This window comes from Treponema rectale (assembly GCF_014202035.1).
Lineage (GTDB): Bacteria > Spirochaetota > Spirochaetia > Treponematales > Treponemataceae > Treponema_D > Treponema_D rectale.
Map to the genome: position 1 here is coordinate 744,393 of NZ_JACHFR010000001.1, position 20,597 is coordinate 764,989.

Below are 20,597 nucleotides of genomic sequence, written 5' to 3' on the forward strand. Positions count from 1 at the left end.
GTTGTGGTGTCACTGAACGGCACTATTTTTATTTTCTTTACTCCAAGGACTCAAATTAATAAACAAATCTTTCATTTTTTGTATTTCTGAATCATCACAATTTGAGAAGACATATTCCAATAGCTCTTCCTGCCGAGGCTGACCTAAAGTCATACGATACAATGATAAAATCTTTATCAAACGTTCATAACGAGTAATATCTGAACTCATAGGATAAATTGGAACTATGCGTTCTATCTTTATTTTTTGATTTTTACCAAAAACCCAGAATGGAATAAGTTCTGAGAAGTTTCCACCATTTTCTTTTTCTTTGGCTTCTTCAAACATTTGATCCCAAACAGTTTTATCTTTATTAAAGATAAGGTTCCCATGAAGTTCTACAACATTTTGACGGATAGAAAGACATTTATATCTATTTATTCTTCCTTCTCGTTGTTCCAAATCTACCGGATTGCTTGGAAGGTTCCAGTGCATAATTTTTCTGCAATAATTATGGAAATCAAGTCCTTCCTGTCCGATTGAAGTAGAGGCCAAAACAAAAGGCCTCAAAGGAGAATTGAATGCGTTACGAAGATTTTCTTTACGGTCACCAGTTCCTTTATCTGTAGATTTTGAAAAACATACGGCAAAATGAGAACGCATTTTAATTCTTGAATCTCTAAACTTATCTTTACCCGTAACTTCTTTTTTAAATGCTTCAAAAGTATCAATTTCATAAGTTGCTGTATCAAGCATATTTAGGTTCTTGATAATATCTTCCTGAAAATTATCTTTTCCTCGATACATTAGATGTATATATTCATCCAGCATTCCTTGGAAACAGCCATTAATACAGTACCTATATACTCTGCTCAAATAATTTCCTGTATCGTCTTCTTCGTTACTTTGATCTACATAATCTAATACTTCCATTGCTTCTGGAGTATTAAAATTCCTGATGAAAGCACGGCCAAATTCTGTAGCATTATACGATGGAGTCTTTATAAGCTCTCTGTTACTATCTGAATAAGGTCTGAAATTCTTACAAGAACGGTAGTAACAAGTTGAGAATGACCCCATGGCAACGTTTACCAAAAAATCACTTAAATCTTCTGGTTGTTTACCAAGATTCATATTATTAAAGAGTTTTTCAACTTTTGCTATGCAGTTTTTATATCGCTTATCAGAATCCTTTTTTTCTTTGTTAGAATCTGATATATCTTCAGAAGAATCTTTTTCAGGTTCATCAGAGCCTTCATCAAAATCATCTATAATTTCATCAGGTTCATCATCTGATTCTTCAATTTCTATATCTTGTATAGAAGCATTTATTGTACTTAGCCAGTCATTCACATATTCTTTTGAATCTAAAAGAAAAAGCACCGCAACATACCAGTCATTACTATCTCCAGTTGATTCATATGATTTTAAAGTATTCAAGCGTTCAGAGATAATAGACTTTAATTCACCTTTTATTTCATTAATTGTTTTATTTGAATTCAGACATTCGATAGGATTGTATATCGATGCCAAATAATTTGATGGATATAATTCCGAAAAGAGTTGTTTGCCTCCTAACTTTTCAATTTCCAGTTTTAATCTGCCTGTATGTTTACTGAATGCTGAATACTTTTTTTCATTCTCTTTTTTCCATGAACGGATTTTTCTTTCTTCTTCATAAGAAACTAATGTACTAATCATTTTAGGCACCATTTCCCATGATGAAAATACTAGAGTTTTAGAAAAGTTTTTTATATTTTTAAAGGCTCCATCAAGCTCATAATATGGTTTAGTTGGAGGACACCATAAAAGCATTTCAGCAGATTGTTCAAATACTTCTTCTTTTAACATTTTTAAACGAGCATTAACTTCTGGAAGCTCTTCATAGTTTTCAATTTGCTTCTTCTTTAGCCAAAGTAAAGGTTTGTTTGCTGCTTCAATATTTTTTTCTTCATTTTCACAGGCTTCCTTTATATTTTTCTTCAAAACATAATTTTCCATAAAAGACATAATGTATGGGCAACTTTTTATGTAATCAACTGGAACATTCTGGGATTTACCACATTCCATTATTAATGTTTGAGCCTGTATATAAGACTGTATGTCTTCTTTTGTAACTTTAAGATATTCTTCTGGCTTAACACCTTTTACATCAATGAAATCTTCACCAGACATAACAGACAGTCGCTCTGTACGACATACGCCTTTGTACATTTCATTTTCCGCGATTTCTTTTCTGTTTACAAGTAATTCAAAACCATTTGCCTGCGCAGTTTGCAAAGCATCTGAATATTCTTTCCATACTTTTTGGAATTCTTCTTTGTTTTTTTCAAATAAGAAATCCATTACCGTAAAAAACTCTTTATAGGGGTCATCATCTGAGCCATCATTCAGTTCTTCCATTGTTGAAAAAAGTTTATATGGTGTGGCTGATAACAAAAGAACTCTTGTTCGCGTTTTTTCGTCTTCATAATGCTCTTGCAGGAATCTTTGCGCCAACATACCTGCATCACTATCATTATCAATTTGAATAAGAGTATTAAATCGCTGGAATTCATCCATTATAATTAAATCAGGATTGAGCATGTCTGTGCTTATTCGAGCAAATGCTTTTCTAAGAGCAGTAATAATCTGAATACGATAACACTTATTCTTGTCTGCACATTTAGAACACTTGGAGCGTAATTGACAATGATTCTTATTTATTAGCTTTACTGTTCGTAATATTACATCAAATAGATTTTCAGTTTTGGAATCAATTTCTATTTTATCTTTACGAAGCTCAGCAATAATTGAGTACGGATAATTTTTTTTATATTTACAATTATCTAATCTAAAATCAGATTTTTTATAATCTTTAAGGACTTCTTTCAATGCCTCCTTTTTTTTCGTGACTTGATTACGCCATGTCTTTGGAGAGCACGAGAGCATTAATAATTTTCCTAATTCGTGATTAAATTTATATTCACTAAACTCTTCTGCATATAATAAAGTTGCATAAATCAATGCCCTTTCATTTACATTACCACCACCTGAAGTTTCAAACGATGTTCCAGGTGTTAATGGAATTAATTGAATATATTTATCTAAAACTTCGGGTTTTGTTTCTGATTGCATAACACTTAAGTGCTGCATTGATAGTCTTGTATCTTCTACCTGAGGATTTGTATTTAAAATATCCAGAGTTTTAATATTTTGTTTTGCAATAGCCTGATTTGAACATATATACACTACCTTAAAAAGGGGATCCTCTTCTTCTAATCTAATTTTGGCAACTTTGGCAATTGTTCCCTTAGCTATCATGGTTTTCCCCATGCCAACTTCATCTGCAACTAGAATTCTATTCTGAGGTTTTATTTTATTCCTATAATGAAAATCTATGCGAGATACCGTTGCCTTTTGAAAATCCTTCAACGAATTATAAGTTTGTTCTTCAACTGTATTTATTAATTGAATTTTATCCTGCATTTCTTTCTGAAACTTTGTCATAATACCTACTCCGAAATAGCCTGCTTGAATTCATTATAAAGCTGCTTAAAATCTTCACTTATTACTTCTGGATTTTTTATAAGTTCTAGGTCTTTCTGCAAACTTAATACTGCCTGAGGATTAGAAACGCTTGCCTTTAATAAAGTTTCATATAGAGGCATTTGCGTATTAGTTATCTTCCAAGCCGATGATGTTTGTCTTAAATCATTCAATTCCAATTGAGTTGAAATAGAATCTGAACTTAATAATAAAGTTACATATTCTGTAAAAGATTCTTTGTCTTTAATAATCTGATTTATAAGAAGACTGTCTCTTTCATCATAAGGAATATTATCTGTAGGAATTTTAATAAGACGTTCTATGCGAATAGCACCGTTACTATCTTTTTTTTCTGCTGATAATACATAGAATTCAGATATATTTGAAACCTCCAAATTTTCAAACAAGATTTCTGATGTTATTTCCTTAAAGATTTGAGTTGAAATTGGACTAATCATTATTTTTATACCATCAATTTGAGGATTTGAATCAAAATTTATCTTAATAGAATATTTATCCTCTACCTTAATAACATTTCCTTTTGCTTTGATATGCGAAATCTTTCTAACAGCTGATTCTATATCTTTCTGATTTTTTGAATCTTCAGATTCTGCCACGTGCAATTCTGCTGGTACAAACATATTCTCTTTTTCTGTATTTAAATTCTTAAAGAATTTATCTACTGTCATAGAGCTGTGTGAAGTTCCTAATCTAATCAATAATTCATTATTCCATTTGAAAGCAGAATTTGTTGCATTTGCTGACCCAATAAATAATTCTTTTTCATCTTTTGATTCAGTGAGAAAGATTTTTGCATGAATATCGTGGAGTTTTTCTTCATTGGAAATACTTTCTTTATTTTGTTCCTCTTGTTCTACTTCAAGATCATCATTTATTTTTGAAGTTTCTCCAGTAATTGCATTAGGATTAAGTACATAAAAATCGATATCAGATAACTTGTCTGTATCTATTCCGTTAATAGAGTCCTGCCTTGTAATTAGTTTTATCCGTTTTTCTGTTGAATTCTTTTTTAACAAAGCCTTTTGAAGAGAAGTTAAAGTTTCTTTTGATAAGAAGGGAGACATAACAAGTATCTTTTTATATCCTTCTTTATTATTTAAAATCGTTTTCTCAAATAATTTGCCATCTTTACGGAAAGTGTTTTCATAAAAAGGATAGATATCCCAGTCATCTTCATCAAAAATAGGATTATCAATACTAAATCCTACTTGTTCATTTTCCATATCTTTTATTAGTTCATCTATGATTTTTAATTGTTCTTGAGATATTTCAGATACTGTTTTCAAATAAAGCAAATAATCCAATATTGCCCTTGTTTTCTTAAAACTTCGTTCTGTCGCTCCTTTTCCTCTTCGTTCAGTAAAACTTTCTAGAACCAAAGAGATATCATAGCAGCGGTCATAAGAAATATTTCGACTAAGAACGATTAAACGATAAGAGTGTTCCTTTTTCTCGTTTGAAAACTGAAGAAGCCACATTTTTGGATGAAAAGACGGATATATGTCTCCAATTTGTTTTAACATTACAGGAATAATCATTTTCTCAAGAAGAATGGCAAATTCCTGATTTCTTGTTTTTAAGGTTTTTATTTGTCCCGGATCACAAAATACAACAAGTTTTTCAGAAAGATTTCGTAATGCTGTTAATGTACTTACTTTATTCTGAAATAAGCGACTGTTTACATCATCTGAAAATGCTAAAGGAACCATACACGATACTAATGCAGAAATATCCAGAGAGTATGTTGTTGCTATAGCTTTTTCTAAAACAGGAAAATCTGATGGAGGTGTTAAAATGTCACCATAAATAAGATGCTCTGATTTATTTCTGGGATTAAGCATTGTTTTCCCCCTCCTGAATATCCTGTACATGTTTCTGAACATTATTAAAACGATAGTCAAAACGTTCATATGTAAGTAATTTTTTTACATCATATTTATCTGGATGATTGATTTTTGCTCTTGTAGTTTTAAGGGATTTTTCTCTGTTTGTAATTAATAAATCAACTACAGAATAATCTCCTGTTGCACTTGCTTTAGGTAGTTCTGTTTTTAAATTTCTAAGAAAATCCCTCAGATTCTTGTTTTGAATCTTCATTACAAGAAAAGTCTTTTCAAGATTGAAATTAGTACATATTTGCGAAATTAGAGGTTCTATTTCTTCCCATTGTTTTCTTACATCAATATTACAATTTTCAAAGTCTGCTTTTGCAAGAAGATAGTTATAGCGAAGCATAATAAGATAATAAAATTCATTTACTGCATTTGCCAAATCCAGCTTTTCTTTAATCTCTGCAGGAAAGCGTGTTTTATATGCTTCTGTAAAATCCTTAAAAGATAGATTTTTCAAATTAAGATCTTCCTTTAAGATAAAGGCTAATAAACTATTCTTGGAATTTTCATTAGAGATTATTCTTTTTCTTAAATCTTTTGCTTCCTTTTTTGTTAGACCAATATTAATGTTATCCCTCCATTTGGGATTATGAAAGTCCTTACTTATAGGATAATAAACTGAACCTCCTGCGTCTGAATCGTTCTGTTCATCAAAAGAATCTGTTGCAGCTGATTTTGAATTACTCTTGTTTTGAGCAATTCTGTAAAAATCTGCTAATAATTCAGAATATGTATAATTAGTAGAATATTTTGAATTTTCGAAAAAACCAAAAGTTCTTAATCCTGACCAATAGATTACAATTGGTGTTCGTTCGACCCAATATTTTTCATCATCCTTTGATGAACCAATAACACCTTCTATTTCACTACTATCTTTAGCAACCTTCATCAGTAAATTCTTGGTTTTCTTTTCTTCATCATCAATGTCTTTACGGATTTTCTTAATGAATGCAGCTGGATTCCCATGTGCAATCTCTTTACCCTCTGCATATTTTTTCTGAAACTCGAAAAGCATGTAAGGAATTAAATAAAAATATTTTGAACGAGTATGAAGTGTCGATGTGCCTGGAAAAAAATCATTTGCAAATGCATTCCTTATAGCACCAAACCCTAATTCATCTAATACACCAGGCTCATTTAATGAATGAATTATATTCATTGCATTACTTTTATCTTCTTTTGAAAAATCAATCCATCCGAGTTGCATTTTTTAATATTCTCCAACTTTGTTATTATACCACGACTTTATTCTTCTGTGGTCTTAATTCATACAAGCTACAATTCAATATAGCTTAGATTTCTTTTAAGACTCTAATAATGTTTTCAATTTCATCAAATATTTCTGGCCAATTTCCTCTGAATTCAAAAATATTACCACCAGCTTTCTTAAATGGATCTAGAGATTTTTTTCTATCGTCTAATAACCATGAATCTGAAGAAGCATATTTTGCCTTGTCTTCTGGATTTTCAACGAAGATTACATTCTCCATCGGAAAATGTGTATTCTTTTGTATCCATCGCATTTTTCCTTTTTTACCATCTTCAAAATCAATTGAGCTTAAAATGTATAATTCAATAACTTTTTCTTTTTTCCAATTATAAAGCCATTCAAAATATTTGCCTGCATCTGGCATCCAGTCCATTTCTTCCCAAAAACGTGGTCCCATTGCTTTAACTTTTTTCCAATCAACTTTGTTTTCTTTATCTGTACGCCAAAAGTTATATTTGTTCACTTGTGAGACAAAATCAACAATAGTTCCATCCATATCTAAATATAATTTCATAATTTAATCCTTCTTCTTTCTAATTGCTCTTACTCTAAATTTTATAGATTTATTCCCGGTAATTCTTTCTGTAAAATAACATTCCCAACTTTAACTTTTTCATCTCGGGTATAGCAAAGATAATATCCAAATTGTAATCCTGATTTTTATCTGTTGTATTGTTATTGAACTCATATTAACCTCTATTATTATAGGACTTGAAATTAAAATATTGCTAATTTCATACTAAAATAATTTTAATACACCCCCTGTAGTAAATAATACGACAGGGTAATTATTTTTTAATTAGAAACTGTAAAACTTCTCAATCATTGTTACGCTCATATTCTCTATACTATCTGTAAAACATAACATTTTGTTTGAACCACACGTTCGTTAAGCATAAACGCGTTTTTGTCTTCTTTCGTATTCTCTGTAAAAAACAGCTTCCCAGGCATAATTCTGAGAATCCATATCATACAAAGCCAAGTGGGTTACATGATAGAAACCGCAGTTCTTGCAGTAATACTTACGGCGGGGAATTGATTTGGAATTGCCGTGTGCTGATTTTGCCCAGCGGCGATTTCCGACATAGACATGCCGCTTGCAACCGTTTATCACAAGACCTGCTTCACGTTCTGTGTAGCATCTCTTTCCTGAGAAACCACAAACTACATAATTTCCATCAATTGTCTTCATGTTAAGCCCCCTTTTGCAGCTTTATGATTTACAGTTTAACATGCAATAGTGTCAATAAACGGCATTATGATTTGATTCTGGCAAAATTCCATGATAAAATATTTCCATGAGAAAAGAAAAAAAATCCAGAGAAAGTCATGTAAAATCCCTGAGGCTTCTGCAGCTTGAAAAAGCAATTCAGTCTATTCCATACCCTGGTGTAGAACGTCTGGTAAAAGAACTGGAAGTTTCACGCCGCACTGTCCTCCGTGATATTGATGAACTAAAACTTTATTACAATGCGCCGATTGAATATGACCGGCTTCACAAGGGCTATTATTATACTGATGAAACTTTCTTTGTAAAAAATGTACTGGTAAGCGAAGGAGAACTTGTTGCTATGGCAGGAATTCTTCCGCTTCTGGAACGATACGACAATACGCCGCTGAAAGATACAATTTCAAAAGTTTATAATACTATTTCCCAGATGCTGCCGAACCAGGTGCAGGTCCAGTCTTCACTTCTGAATGATGTTCAGTTTATCGCTGATCCTCTTCCGAATATCGAACCTGAGGTTTTTAAGAAGCTGTTTGAAGCAATAAAGACTCACAAGTCCATCAGTTTTGGTTACAGGAATCTTAGCAGCACAGAACATATTCCTCATTCAGATATTGATCCGTACAAAATCTACTGTCAGAAAGGTGACTGGTATGTTATTGCCTATTCCCACAGTCACGAAAAATTCAACACCTATAACCTTTCCAGAATGAAGAATATCGTTTTTCTAAAAGAGTTTACGCCGGACCAGGATTATGACAGAAAGGTTCACATAGACCCGAACTTTGGAATCTGGAACAACGATGCACCGATGCAGAAAATAGAACTTCTTTTTGATAAATCCATCAACACTTATGTCCTGGAGCGAACCTGGCACAAAAATCAGGAATGTCATCAGAATGAAGACGGTTCTGTTTATTTGAGTTTTGAATCAAATCAGATTCAGGAAACGCTTTACTGGGTACTTCATTTTGCAGATTCCGTTCAGATTTTAAATCCGCCGGAGCTTAAGAAACTTTACAAAGAAAAACTTAAAAAGATGATGAAGAGAATTTAAATTTCTGACTGCTGACTGCAGCAAGGGTAAACGGCAGGCAGTTCAGTTTACGACATTTTCTGTCATATTCTTTTCTGCCGGACTTTGTATCTGAATCCTAAAAATTCCCGCCGTTCCATCCCCAGCTGGCCGTTCCCCAGTAAGAAACATAAACGGAATTTCCGGGAATTCCCAGTTCCTTCTCCAGAATCTCGCACAGCTTTGCAGTCATTCTGTTGCCTGCTCCCCCGTCAATGTTTCCGAGAACTTTAACTTCAACATATGCACCTTTATCAAGTCTTTTTCCGCCAAAGTACAGATCCTGTTTATCGACCAGATTAATCATAAGGTATGATTCCGGTTTTCCCATAATGCTGATAGCCTTTCCAAACTCAGCTTTCAGTACATCTCTTTTTTCTGCAGGCAGCTCCATGGTTACCTTTGCTTCAATCATTGGCATACAATTCCTCCTGAATTTTTTTTACAGTGTCCTGTGCTGATTATATCAGATAAAACCGAAATCTGACACAACTTACAGATTTTCTACCAGCTCAAAACGCCACTTCTGTTTTACATCCGGATATTTCTCGTGATCAACTTCACTTAAAAACATACCCTTTTCCCGAATCCAGAGCGAATTATCTCCGTAAAGCCTGCGGTAAACCACATACTCCTCTTTCGTCTCCGAATGAAAAGCGACATCTTCCACAATATAAAACTTGTTTTTAAAATGTCTGTAGATTCCGTGAATTTTCACTTCCCGTTTTTCCATAAAACTTCACCTTCTTTTTTTGAAAATATTTTTTATACGGGGCCATTTTTGCCGCCGGCAAAAACCGCGCTATTCAGGGTTTCGCCGTCTTACGCGGCTTCATTGCTCCACTCTGTTCCGCAACTCGCTTACGCTCGCCCTTACTATCGCTTGTCCGTCAGTTAAATTTCCATTTCATACACCAGTGATATTTCATTCCTCCGGTCACACCACAAGTTATTATAGTGTTCAAGTATATAAAATTAACTTTGCTTTTTTATTATAGTATTATATCTGCGTGTTTAACAGTAGAAATTTAATATGAAGTTCAAACTAATGCAGGCACATGACTTTATAAAATCTACAACAGTAGAAATTTAATATGAAGTTCAAACTATAATCGAGTACAGAAAAGGCGAAAGATCTACAACAGTAGAAATTTAATATGAAGTTCAAACAACTACGACACGATATGGACGACAAATCTACAACAGTAGAAATTTAATATGAAGTTCAAACCTTTACGGCTCCGGAAATCGCACCCTATCTACAACAGTAGAAATTTAATATGAAGTTCAAACCTGGCAATGGTGCGGTAAAAGACATTATCTACAACAGTAGAAATTTAATATGAAGTTCAAACGATGACGACGGACAGATTATCAGCTGATCTACAACAGTAGAAATTTAATATGAAGTTCAAACCTTCAAGTTCTTCTGCAAAAAAAACTATCTACAACAGTAGAAATTTAATATGAAGTTCAAACAAAATACAGTGTCAAGTATTGGCACTGATCTACAACAGTAGAAATTTAATATGAAGTTCAAACCTTTCCGGTATAATTAGAAGGAACTTATCTACAACAGTAGAAATTTAATATGAAGTTCAAACATCTTCTGAATCCTATCGCTCAGAAATCTACAACAGTAGAAATTTAATATGAAGTTCAAACTTCCCTACCCCGTTTATTAGTCTGCAATCTACAACAGTAGAAATTTAATATGAAGTTCAAACTCTCTTGCGTAATCGGATTATATAACTATCTACAACAGTAGAAATTTAATATGAAGTTCAAACTACCTGCTCATAACTTTTCAATCCCCATCTACAACAGTAGAAATTTAATATGAAGTTCAAACCGTCTGAGGGCATTTTTAGAAGGAAGATCTACAACAGTAGAAATTTAATATGAAGTTCAAACTGTTTTGACACAGAAACAACAGGTTTATCTACAACAGTAGAAATTTAATATGAAGTTCAAACTCTGGTGATACTATTGATTTATACATATCTACAACAGTAGAAATTTAATATGAAGTTCAAACGCAATAATCAAGATTCTTTTTGACCGATCTACAACAGTAGAAATTTAATATGAAGTTCAAACTCTATTCGGATGAATTTGGAGTTTCTATCTACAACAGTAGAAATTTAATATGAAGTTCAAACTTTGTCAATGTGTGATGGCGATTATATCTACAACAGTAGAAATTTAATATGAAGTTCAAACAGATACATATCCTTCAACATATTGATAATCTACAACAGTAGAAATTTAATATGAAGTTCAAACAATAACTTTGTCAACACATTTTTCACTATCTACAACAGTAGAAATTTAATATGAAGTTCAAACAATGAAGGAACAGTAACATCCTTATATCTACAACAGTAGAAATTTAATATGAAGTTCAAACAAGACTACGCAACACTCAATAAATGATCTACAACAGTAGAAATTTAATATGAAGTTCAAACAAAAAAGAAGTCCGTCAGCTGCTCATATCTACAACAGTAGAAATTTAATATGAAGTTCAAACAAGAATTCTTCCAGCAGTCTTATGAATCTACAACAGTAGAAATTTAATATGAAGTTCAAACCATAGTTTACCTCGACCGCATTATTATCTACAACAGTAGAAATTTAATATGAAGTTCAAACGCACATTTGTCGTCAATGTCATTAGAATCTACAACAGTAGAAATTTAATATGAAGTTCAAACTTGTTCAGCAGGTAGAAACAAATCTTATCTACAACAGTAGAAATTTAATATGAAGTTCAAACCCTTATTGATGTACAACAGTACTGTATCTTGCTGTTTATCGCATATAATGCGGCCAAAATTGATAAAAAAAGCAATTTTTTCATCAAATTCTCCAGTAAGACCTAAGGTTTGCAACTGCTAGCCAATTATGAATACTTCTTTTTCTTCATTTCTGGCATAACCATAACATGTTTTCTTACATGTTTCTGATAAGTTAAATATAATGATAGAATCTTCTTCTGTAAAGGTCTTCATGTAAGTATTCTGAATTTCTGCTTCTATATTTTTTAGCACTGTATCACTGTTGGTAATTTCAAAAACAGAATATTGCAGACGAAATCCGAATTTTGAAAGATATTTTGAGAATTTAGTTCGAATTTTATCATTACTTATGTCATAACTGATTAAAAGCATTGTTTTATTCCTCCTCGCTGTACATGTTAAAAACAGGAAAATCTTTTATAGCTCGATTTCTCATAAAAGCACGGTAATAAGATTGTAGATATATAAAAATTTCATTTTTGTATTCCATAATCGCATTTAGAATCACTTCTACATATTTCTTTGAATTTTTCCATGGTAAAATATATTGATTCTGATTTTTCCAGAAATCTTTTTCACTCACCTGTCCTAAGTTTAAAGCTTTTAAAATTGCAGCATCCACAATAGGACGAAAAGGTTCCTCTAGATCACAAACGAGAGATTTACGATGAAAAAACTGTGTGTGTAAAATTCCTGCGTATACGTCAAAACCATACATTTCCAGAAGTGCATTTACAATATTAAATAAAATCGTGTAACCAATATCCATAAGAGTATTTGTCATATCACACTTAGTACGCGGTTGTCTGCTTTTCCAATTATAATCCGTGAATAAAGATTTAAAATATAGTTTTGCACTGATTCCTTCTATTCCCATAATTTCCTGACCACTTAAATCCGACTTAAGCACATCATTTTCAAACTGTTCCAGCTTTTTTATAACTTCTTTTTCTTCTTCTGATTTTTGTCTCTTTTTCTTTAGTAAAGCACATTGATTATGAATCTTATTTGAAATTACATGAGATGCAATTTCCGTTTTATCATATTCATACTGTTTTTTTCTAAGCAGAACATTTCCTTCTGCTTTTGAAGGAAGCATTGCAGTAACACGAAGATTTGGCGTCATAAAAACAATGGAAAATCCAAATTTTTTAGAACGCTCAAGCAGTCCTGTAGTAAGACAGTAGTTTCCGCAGATAAAAAGTATGAAGAGTCTGTAGCAGGTTGATTGATGCTTTATATTGCCGTCTGCATCAGTGATGACAATATTATCATTTTTGAAACTGATTTTTTCTCCTTCATCAGTAAAGACAAAGGCAATCTGTTTAAACTCAAAATCCCTTGTACTCATCATAGGCTTTCTCCTTTGTACCTAGAAACCTTCACAATATACTTTTGGAGCTAAAGGTCTGTCACAAAAATCATTGTATATGCAATGGCGGCATTTTACGGCTGTTTTTGGTTCATAAGAGTTTGGGTTGAAAGTCTGCATTGCTTTATTAGTCGCCTTAAATTTTTCAAACATTTCTTCATTTGCTTCAGGAAGATTAATTGGATAGATTTTATTATCATCACTTGAATAAAAACGCATGAGTTTTACGGTATATCCCATTTCTCGAAGGCAAAAACACTGAGCATACAGCTGAAAAACATATCCGTCATAAACTGTTTCAATATGTTTTTTTCGCTCAGTCAATAAACCTTTTGCTGTGTCGAACAGATCTATCTTTCCGCATAAGTTATATTTGCTGGAGTAAATATCCATTCCCTGCAAAATATTTTTGTGGGTTGAATAACGTTGTTCATCTATAGCAGCATGAGCCGCTTTTCCATTCAGCTGGGCGCTTCCATAATACATTCGTTCTGAAAGGTCACCGTAAAGCTGATGATAGTAAATGGAAAGAGGACAAAAGATAAAATCATTCAGATAACTGATTTTCAGGTAAAGTTCCATCTTGGTCACCTTCCAAATCAAGATAGTTTTCATTTGAAATTATAGAATGTCCCAATTCTTTTTCTGTTTCTTTTCGGGCAATTCCTGCAACTTTCCCTCCCCGGCGGGCAACTTTTTTGTTTTTATCAAAGGAATCTGGTTTTTCCTGCTGGCTGATTTCTGTCGTTACCCGTTCACCCAGCATGGTAAAAATCAGTTCCAGATCAGACATGTGATCACGAAGGTTCTGATTTTTTTTTGTAAGTCCCTTTACAGTTTTGTATTCACTTGGAGTTAACCCAAAAGTTGCTTTTGATATTTCAGCAGTTAAAATTGCATAATCTTTTTCTTTTGTTATTCCCCGCTCTTTCCATTCATCAGTCAGATTCTGTCTGATTGCAATTCCCCGGAGCCTCTTGTCTATCCAGTCTTTTGAATAACCTTTTTTTTCATAGAGTTCTTTCATTCTTTCCTGAGCAAGTTCTGGATTTTCAATTTCCAGAATACGTTCATATCCAACTTGAGCAAGCCATTGCTTAAAAGGTTCTGCCTTTGGAGAAGGAATTGACTGAATTATACGTAGAAGAGCTTTTACATTTGCTGCATCTGTATTATAAAACTTTCCGTCTGCAGATTTCATTTTCAGTTGTCGACAAATTGTCGACAACTCAATTCCGTCTTCCGAATGGACACGTTTTTTCATCTTGAACCAGTAATCTCTAGAATTTACACTTTCTGTAAGAACAGCAACTACATCAACAACTGAAAAATACCACTGCTCTTCTTTTTCATCCCAAACAGAACGAATTTTGCTGTCTTCAAAAAGTTTAATCTGCTGATGAGACTTATTTTCATCCTTTTGCATAGTTTTTCTCCTGAGCAAACTGGAACCAGTCGGCATTGCTTATTGATATTTTCATTTTTTTAAGTTCATTTTCATCAGTAAGATTTATTTTATTAATCAACTCCAAACCTTTAAGTGCAATATGATAAGCTCCGTTTGCATCTGCATCTAAAGGTAATTTTGCGTCTTCCCCTTTTTTTAATTCTTCCCGCGAATCAAAGAAAGTTCCGGTATCTGCCATTACCGGAGATATAATGTAATCCTCACCTGTTCGTGCATTTGAATTACGCATTTGCAAAATAAGTTTGAAGTTATACAAAAGTCCATCCCAGAATTCTGCAATTTCTTTTGATGGCTTAGCACCTTCTTTAAGATCTGCACCAATTGTCATTATAGAATCAAGGATTGGATTACCAGATTTATAATCTATTCCTGCAGTTTCAAACAAAGCTTTTAGTTTTTCTGTTGGCTGAATATCCTCATAAGATTTTACTTTTGGAAAATATACAATTCTCTTATCTCTAGAATATACAGACCATTTTGTCTGCTTCATTTCTTCTTTTGCTTTACCGTCATAATTTTTATAATCGAATGTGAATACAAAAGAGCCTGTTGCATCATCAAAATGAATATCATTAAAATTACTGAAAAAATTCCGTTTTTTATGAACATTAGTCAAATCTTTAAAGTTCATCATGCTGACAAATCCTGTCTTTGGATCAATTTTTGAAGTATAACCGGCTGGAACATAAAAGAGCATTCCGGACTGTTTTCCAAGCTTCTGGAAACTTTCGAACTGACCTGTAAGCTGATATCCGTTTAAAACACCACTCGGCTCATTTAAACCTCTATCTTTAAATACCAGATAATTCAATTTATCAATAAGCATGTGCTCAAATTTCTGGTAAACCTGCTTTTCAACATGGAAACGACCCCGCTTAAATCCAAAGTTCAAATCCTCCATAACTACAATGGCATTATATTCAACCATAAGTTTTGTAAGCTGATGAATTACAGCAGATAGATAACCTTCCTTGAGTTCAGCAATTTTTCCGACTGTCTGCCAGCTCTTTCTTGCCGAATCTCTTTCCTTTTCCCTCTGGTCGAGTTTTTCATGGTAGTTTACTTTTACTGTCTGACCATTTTTATCTCGTTCTACTTCATTAAAAGTAAACTGCTTTAAAATTTCTCCCTTCTGATTTATGAGGGAAAGATAAATAAGATGACGTTCTCCACGATCCAATCCTATGATATTCACATCCGGATTATTCTTAAGGAATCTGCGGACATTTTCATTTATAGAGAATGAATTTCCAGAAGCCTTAAAGTTGATTGTAATCGGAACATGGAAAAGGAATTTTGCCTCTGTATAATGACGATCTTTTATAATTTCGTGTGAAGCCTTCTTTATTACAATTTTGTGATTTTCCTTGTAAGATTTTGCTTCATCAGAAAGTGAATCTAGTTTTCCATTTGCATTTTTATAAATCTCTAAATAAATTTTTTCAGGAATTGATTCACCATCTTCTGTAGTTCTGTTTACAAGGTATGAACCTTCTTTGTGAACAACCGGATCCTTAATTCCCGCTGGACGATAAAAAAGTTCTGCTTCTCCATTAAGTTTAAGGCAAACATTCTTAAGATTTTCATCGCTAAAAAGATTTTTCCAATAAAGAGTATGCATATTAGGTCTTCCGTTTGCCCCTGGTGCAAAATCCTTGTTGTAAATCTGGAAAAGATAGAGCTTACCTTCTGAAACCATTTTTTCGATTTCTGATTCTGGAATGTTTATGAAAGTGAGTTTGTAACAAGTCGCATTTAAGTAGTTATAAAAATCATCCAGACCTTCATATTCATCCGATTTCTTGAAATTATAATCATATACAGTAGAACTTATATATGATTGTAAAAACTCTTTACAAAAAGATATCCATTTGCTTAAAGCATTTTTGTATCCATCAAAATCTCCTGTCTGTTTAAAATAACCAATTTGAAATTTTTTAGGACGGGTTTCATTATCTCGCTTAGGAACAAACTTTTCCCCATTCCAAACATGATTATTCATGAACCAAATATCTTTTGTAATAATCAATTCTGATTTAAACGATTTTTTATCATTTAAAATATAAGGCTCTGTCGCACCTGATAAAAAGTACTTTTGAACTTCTTTCTTTTGTGTAGAACACTTAGGAATTTGTTTAGTAGCATCAAACTGTTTATAAATCATCTTTTCATAACAAGACTGCCCATCAGCAACTTCGTATTTTTCTGCAAATTTTGGCTTATTTTTAGGATTCATAATTCCCAGATAATACATTCCGTCTTTTCTCAATAATACAGAAGTATTTGCCTGTTCTTTATTCAAATCCCATCCGTCAGCTAAAGTCGGATTATCAAAATTCAACTTATACTTTTCAGGACTGGCAGCCTTTTTTGTAATGTAATTTCTGGTCTTGTTATAAACAGAAATAACTTCGCTTAATGCAGAATAAATCGAATCATAAATAGCATAGAAAGAAGAATCTCCCACACCGTTTACTTTAAGCGGTTTTATTCTATGGAGTAAATTCTGAACTGCAACAAGATAATTTTTTATTACGGCAATATCCTCAGTTTTTTCTTTCAAGAGTTTTTCATCTGAAAGATTTTCTAAAACTCTATCCATTCCTTTTCTTTTTGTCTGGATATCATCACACATTTCTTTTATAGAAAGAGCAATTAATTCACTTCCCTGAACAAACCTTTCACTTTCTTTTTCTATATAGTATCTGCATCTGTGTTCAAAATAATCAGTTATACGAATATCTGTTTCTGTAACATTTTCGCTCGAATATTCAAGAACTTTATTTAATTCTGCAAGGCTATAGAATCCCTTAGATTTATTCTCCCCTTCATCATCTAAAGATTTTTGCCAGCGGGCTTTTTCTGCCTTTGTTGTAAACTTCTCCTCCGCATAAACATTCATACGGGTCTGAAGCCATGACCAGTCACCAGTAAGAATTCTTGAAACGGTTTTTATATCTTTTCTGTTGATATAAATTTCCTGTAAATTTTGATTTTTCAAAGATTCAAATAAATCACAAGTATCTTCAAAAACAGATTTCTTTTCTTCATTTTTTCCTTCTAGTTTATCTGCACATTCTAAAAGGGCAATTTTTAATTCTTCATCGTTTTCAATACTTTCAATTTTAAATGAAAGACTTGAACGGTCACTAAGTATCTGTTTATACAGAGGAACCATCTTTATTCTGCGGTTTTCTTTTGCAAACTCTGGATTCTGTTGCCAGTAAAGGTTTAAAAACTGATTAATTCCTCTAAGATTCTGTTCACCTTCTTTTTCCGCAATCCCACCAATAATCTGATTATAAAAGTCTATTCCACGCTGATTTTCTTTTCCACCCTGACCTAAATATTTATTAAACGATTCCAGAGTAAAAATATCAGCAAGTTTTTCTTTACCTAAATATGATGAAAGTTCTTTTTCTACATCATCAATTACCTGAGGACATTTTTCCTGAATAGTTTTGAAAATAGAAATATTCTGTAAAAATTTTGGGAAATTATCGTTTACAATTCGGTAAGGAACCGCTGTTGGAATTGGCTCTGCTGAATATACATTTTTTCTGTTTTCCTGAAAGCCTGTAAAATACGAAGTGAACTTTTGAAAAGTTTTCAGGGCAGTCTTATTTAAGTCTGGATTAGAATTTTCTCCAAACCACTCTGGTAAAATTGTATCAAATAAATCTTTTGGAGTTGCCGCTGTAAGTGCTTTATATCTCTTATCTGATGTAAATAATTTTAGTATTTCTTCTCTTAATTTTTTCTGCTCATTTTCTACGACAGAATCATCATTTCGATTTTTATTATATTCTTTTATTGCTTCTTCAAGTTTTGTCCAGGTAAAGGAGGCATTTTTTAAAACATCATCTATGAAATACTTATGATAATTGTCAATTATCTTTTTTACAGCTTTATAATCTGCTGCTTTCTTTTTGTCTGATTCAAGAAATTTTCCTTTTTCAATATTTTCTTTTGTCTCGGCAATTGGTTTCAATTCAAAACGTAAGGTTTTTGAAAGACTATAAAGATTTGTAAAATCATCCATTGTTTTTTCCATAAAAATAGCTCCTCCAACTAAAATATTGATTTATTATATCATATAAAAGTGTCAAATAACGGCATTGAAAATAAATTTTAATTATATTTCGTGTAGTTTTTAGATTTTTGAACGGGATAATAGTCATATCCCTAAATCTGACAGGATTTTAGAAGAGTGTTTAATATTTTAAGTTTAGTTTTGAACTGATCCGAAGTTAATTCATGTAATTCTGTTTATTTAATCCTGGTTTAAGAAGTTTTTTTATTACATTAATCATCACTATTTTTTTAAGTTAAATTTCAACATTTCAAGTAGGGCAATTTTTGGGAAGGCCCAAGATTTTTACTTATCCTCCCTTACTCAGTACTCCTCCACATCCCTAAAACTCAACTTCTTCCTTTCATTCCGTTTCTGCAGCCCTTTCCCGCCGGAAGCCTTCTGCCGTAAATCTCCGCTGGTTAAAACAGAAATAGCCTTCTCACTGGACTGACGTCTTTTTTTTGCATCCCCATCCAGTAATTTCCAGGTTTCTTCCTTCTTTATTAAAATATCATTCGCACTGTTAAGATGAAGTGTATAAGGCAGCTGATTATTTTCTCCAAGATATTCAACGCAAACTTCCAGATCCTTCAGACAGATTCCGGCTTTGTTTTTTCCGGATATTTTTGCATTTTCCCGAACTTTCTTGGCGAGGTTGGCTTCTGTAATAAGAGACTTTTCTTTCATCTGCTCAAGGGCAGTTACTATTTCTTTTTGAATCGGTGTAAGTGTTTTCATTTTTACTTTATCCTTTACCTTACTTTCCTGCTTTGCCACTTGCAATAAAATATACGTTCTCATCTTAACATCTTTGTTCTAAGTGTTGAAGATTCTTTTAAAGTAATCTGCCTGTTTTTCGCTGATTGAATTTGCCTGCCACCTTAAATTGAAACTAAGTGTTATGTGTGGTATCATTGAAGAACATTATTTTATGAATTTGTTCTGGAGGAATTAAAAATGTCTGTTTATACTTCAATTGATCAGGTTATCGGAAAAACTCCAATGCTTGAACTTAAAAACATTGAACGCAAATATGAATTAAAAGCAAAGATTTTTGCAAAACTAGAAAACCTTAATCCGGCCGGCAGTCTTAAAGATCGCGTTGCAAAGGCAATGATTGATGATGCAGAAAAGGAAGGACTTATCGGACCAGGTTCTGTCATTATTGAACCGACTTCAGGCAACACTGGTATCGGTATCGCAGCAGTGGGTGCATGCCGCGGATATCGCGTAATAATCGTAATGCCTGATTCAATGTCTGTAGAAAGAATTAACCTTATAAAAGCTTATGGTGCAGAAATCGTACTTACTCCAGGTGCTCAGGGAATGAAGGGTGCGGTAGAAAAAGCCGAAGAACTTCATAAAGAAAATCCGGGCAGCATTATTGCCGGTCAGTTTGAAAATCCTTCAAATCCTAAAGCTCATTATCTTACTACAGGTCCTGAGATTTATGATGACCTTGACGGAAAAGTTGATGTCTTTATTTCCGGTATCGGTACCGGCGGAACAATAACCGGAACAGGAAAATACCTTAAAGAAAAAAATCCTCAGGTTCAGATTATTGCCATTGAACCTGAAACTTCCCCGCTTCTTCTTAAAGGAAAAGCCGGCCCTCATAAGATTCAGGGAATCGGTGCAAATTTCATTCCTAAAGTTCTTGATACAAAAATTTACGATAAAATAATTCCTGTTTCAAACGAAGATTCATTTGCCTTCGGAAAAGAGCTTGGAAAGACAGAAGGAGTTCTTGCAGGAATTTCAAGCGGTGCCGTTTTGTGGGCTGCCGTTGAACTTGCAAAGAAAGAAGAATATGCCGGAAAAAATATTGTAATAATTCTCTGTGATACGGGTGACCGTTATCTTTCTACTCCGCTTTTTTCAGACTGAA

The 20,597-nt window shown here is 32.9% G+C and carries 15 protein-coding genes and 1 CRISPR repeat array; of the genes, 2 read left to right on the forward strand and 13 right to left on the reverse strand.

Features of this window, described 5'->3' with window-relative positions; all coding sequences use genetic code 11:
* Window positions 1–9: 9 nt before the first annotated feature.
* The 5 genes from HNP77_RS03160 to HNP77_RS03180 all read right to left on the reverse strand — a co-directional run bounded on the left by HNP77_RS03160 (window position 10) and on the right by HNP77_RS03180 (window position 7,882).
* Complete coding sequence (locus HNP77_RS03160) at window positions 10–3,468, reverse strand: DEAD/DEAH box helicase (RefSeq protein WP_184651702.1); 3,459 nt, start codon at window positions 3,466–3,468, stop codon at window positions 10–12.
* Between the two features lie 5 nt (window positions 3,469–3,473).
* Window positions 3,474–5,369: a phospholipase D-like domain-containing protein gene (locus HNP77_RS03165; RefSeq protein WP_184651703.1), complete on the reverse strand. Its 1,896-nt coding sequence runs from the start codon at window positions 5,367–5,369 to the stop codon at window positions 3,474–3,476.
* A complete protein-coding gene (locus HNP77_RS03170) occupies window positions 5,362–6,627 on the reverse strand; it encodes a DUF6361 family protein (RefSeq protein WP_184651704.1) in 1,266 nt (421 codons plus the stop codon). The genes HNP77_RS03165 and HNP77_RS03170 overlap by 8 nt, the downstream gene beginning before the upstream one ends.
* 85 nt (window positions 6,628–6,712) lie before the next feature.
* Window positions 6,713–7,204, reverse strand: coding sequence for a hypothetical protein (locus HNP77_RS03175; RefSeq protein WP_184651705.1), 492 nt, complete (start codon window positions 7,202–7,204; stop codon window positions 6,713–6,715).
* Between the two features lie 375 nt (window positions 7,205–7,579).
* Complete coding sequence (locus tag HNP77_RS03180) at window positions 7,580–7,882, reverse strand: hypothetical protein (RefSeq protein ID WP_184651706.1); 303 nt, start codon at window positions 7,880–7,882, stop codon at window positions 7,580–7,582.
* 106 nt (window positions 7,883–7,988) lie between these two features.
* On the opposite strand from HNP77_RS03180, the gene HNP77_RS03185 reads away from it, so the two are divergent.
* On the forward strand, window positions 7,989–8,975 hold the full coding sequence (locus HNP77_RS03185) for a helix-turn-helix transcriptional regulator (protein ID WP_221266509.1): 987 nt from the start codon (window positions 7,989–7,991) through the stop codon (window positions 8,973–8,975).
* A 97-nt stretch (window positions 8,976–9,072) separates the two neighbouring features.
* Here HNP77_RS03185 and HNP77_RS03190 read toward each other — a convergent pair whose 3' ends face one another.
* The 8 genes from HNP77_RS03190 to HNP77_RS03225 form a co-directional block, all read right to left on the reverse strand.
* Window positions 9,073–9,414, reverse strand: coding sequence for a phenylpyruvate tautomerase MIF-related protein (locus tag HNP77_RS03190; RefSeq protein ID WP_184651707.1), 342 nt, complete (start codon window positions 9,412–9,414; stop codon window positions 9,073–9,075).
* A 72-nt stretch (window positions 9,415–9,486) separates the two neighbouring features.
* Entirely contained in the window at window positions 9,487–9,726 is a 240-nt protein-coding gene (locus HNP77_RS03195; RefSeq protein WP_184651708.1) for a DUF1653 domain-containing protein, read from the reverse strand.
* A 277-nt stretch (window positions 9,727–10,003) separates the two neighbouring features.
* A CRISPR array of direct repeats spans window positions 10,004–11,772; the repeat unit is 36 nt; unit sequence ATCTACAACAGTAGAAATTTAATATGAAGTTCAAAC.
* A gap of 118 nt (window positions 11,773–11,890) precedes the next feature.
* The gene (gene cas2 / locus HNP77_RS03200) at window positions 11,891–12,166 is read right to left on the reverse strand and encodes a CRISPR-associated endonuclease Cas2 (protein ID WP_184651709.1); all 276 of its coding nucleotides are present in this window, start codon (window positions 12,164–12,166) and stop codon (window positions 11,891–11,893) included.
* A gap of 4 nt (window positions 12,167–12,170) precedes the next feature.
* A complete protein-coding gene (gene cas1, locus HNP77_RS03205) occupies window positions 12,171–13,148 on the reverse strand; it encodes a type V CRISPR-associated endonuclease Cas1 (RefSeq protein ID WP_184651710.1) in 978 nt (325 codons plus the stop codon).
* Between the two features lie 18 nt (window positions 13,149–13,166).
* Window positions 13,167–13,748 (reverse strand): type V CRISPR-associated protein Cas4, encoded by a 582-nt coding sequence (cas4, locus tag HNP77_RS03210; protein WP_184651711.1) that lies wholly within the window; start codon window positions 13,746–13,748, stop codon window positions 13,167–13,169.
* Window positions 13,714–14,592: a BRO-N domain-containing protein gene (locus tag HNP77_RS03215; RefSeq protein ID WP_184651712.1), complete on the reverse strand. Its 879-nt coding sequence runs from the start codon at window positions 14,590–14,592 to the stop codon at window positions 13,714–13,716. Before HNP77_RS03215 ends, cas4 begins: the two co-directional genes overlap by 35 nt.
* Window positions 14,579–18,688, reverse strand: coding sequence for a type V CRISPR-associated protein Cas12a/Cpf1 (cas12a, locus tag HNP77_RS03220; protein WP_184651713.1), 4,110 nt, complete (start codon window positions 18,686–18,688; stop codon window positions 14,579–14,581). The genes HNP77_RS03215 and cas12a overlap by 14 nt, the downstream gene beginning before the upstream one ends.
* A 342-nt stretch (window positions 18,689–19,030) precedes the next feature.
* On the reverse strand, window positions 19,031–19,486 hold the full coding sequence (locus tag HNP77_RS03225; protein WP_184651714.1) for a hypothetical protein: 456 nt from the start codon (window positions 19,484–19,486) through the stop codon (window positions 19,031–19,033).
* A 180-nt stretch (window positions 19,487–19,666) separates the two neighbouring features.
* On the opposite strand from HNP77_RS03225, the gene cysK reads away from it, so the two are divergent.
* A complete protein-coding gene (gene cysK / locus HNP77_RS03230; RefSeq protein WP_184651715.1) occupies window positions 19,667–20,596 on the forward strand; it encodes a cysteine synthase A in 930 nt (309 codons plus the stop codon).
* Window position 20,597: the final 1 nt, after the last annotated feature.

Excerpts from the sequence above, each read along its gene's own strand:
- HNP77_RS03160 (WP_184651702.1), bottom strand. The coding sequence starts at position 3,468 with ATGACAAAGTTTCAGAAAGAAATGCAGGATAAAATTCAATTAATAAAT.
- HNP77_RS03165 (WP_184651703.1), bottom strand. The coding sequence starts at position 5,369 with ATGCTTAATCCCAGAAATAAATCAGAGCATCTTATTTATGGTGACATT.
- HNP77_RS03170 (WP_184651704.1), bottom strand. The coding sequence starts at position 6,627 with ATGCAACTCGGATGGATTGATTTTTCAAAAGAAGATAAAAGTAATGCA.
- HNP77_RS03175 (WP_184651705.1), bottom strand. The coding sequence starts at position 7,204 with ATGAAATTATATTTAGATATGGATGGAACTATTGTTGATTTTGTCTCA.
- HNP77_RS03180 (WP_184651706.1), bottom strand. The coding sequence starts at position 7,882 with ATGAAGACAATTGATGGAAATTATGTAGTTTGTGGTTTCTCAGGAAAG.
- HNP77_RS03185 (WP_221266509.1), top strand. The coding sequence starts at position 7,989 with ATGAGAAAAGAAAAAAAATCCAGAGAAAGTCATGTAAAATCCCTGAGG.
- HNP77_RS03190 (WP_184651707.1), bottom strand. The coding sequence starts at position 9,414 with ATGCCAATGATTGAAGCAAAGGTAACCATGGAGCTGCCTGCAGAAAAA.
- HNP77_RS03195 (WP_184651708.1), bottom strand. The coding sequence starts at position 9,726 with ATGGAAAAACGGGAAGTGAAAATTCACGGAATCTACAGACATTTTAAA.
- cas2 (WP_184651709.1), bottom strand. The coding sequence starts at position 12,166 with ATGCTTTTAATCAGTTATGACATAAGTAATGATAAAATTCGAACTAAA.
- cas1 (WP_184651710.1), bottom strand. The coding sequence starts at position 13,148 with ATGATGAGTACAAGGGATTTTGAGTTTAAACAGATTGCCTTTGTCTTT.
- cas4 (WP_184651711.1), bottom strand. The coding sequence starts at position 13,748 with ATGGAACTTTACCTGAAAATCAGTTATCTGAATGATTTTATCTTTTGT.
- HNP77_RS03215 (WP_184651712.1), bottom strand. The coding sequence starts at position 14,592 with ATGCAAAAGGATGAAAATAAGTCTCATCAGCAGATTAAACTTTTTGAA.
- cas12a (WP_184651713.1), bottom strand. The coding sequence starts at position 18,688 with ATGGAAAAAACAATGGATGATTTTACAAATCTTTATAGTCTTTCAAAA.
- cysK (WP_184651715.1), top strand. The coding sequence starts at position 19,667 with ATGTCTGTTTATACTTCAATTGATCAGGTTATCGGAAAAACTCCAATG.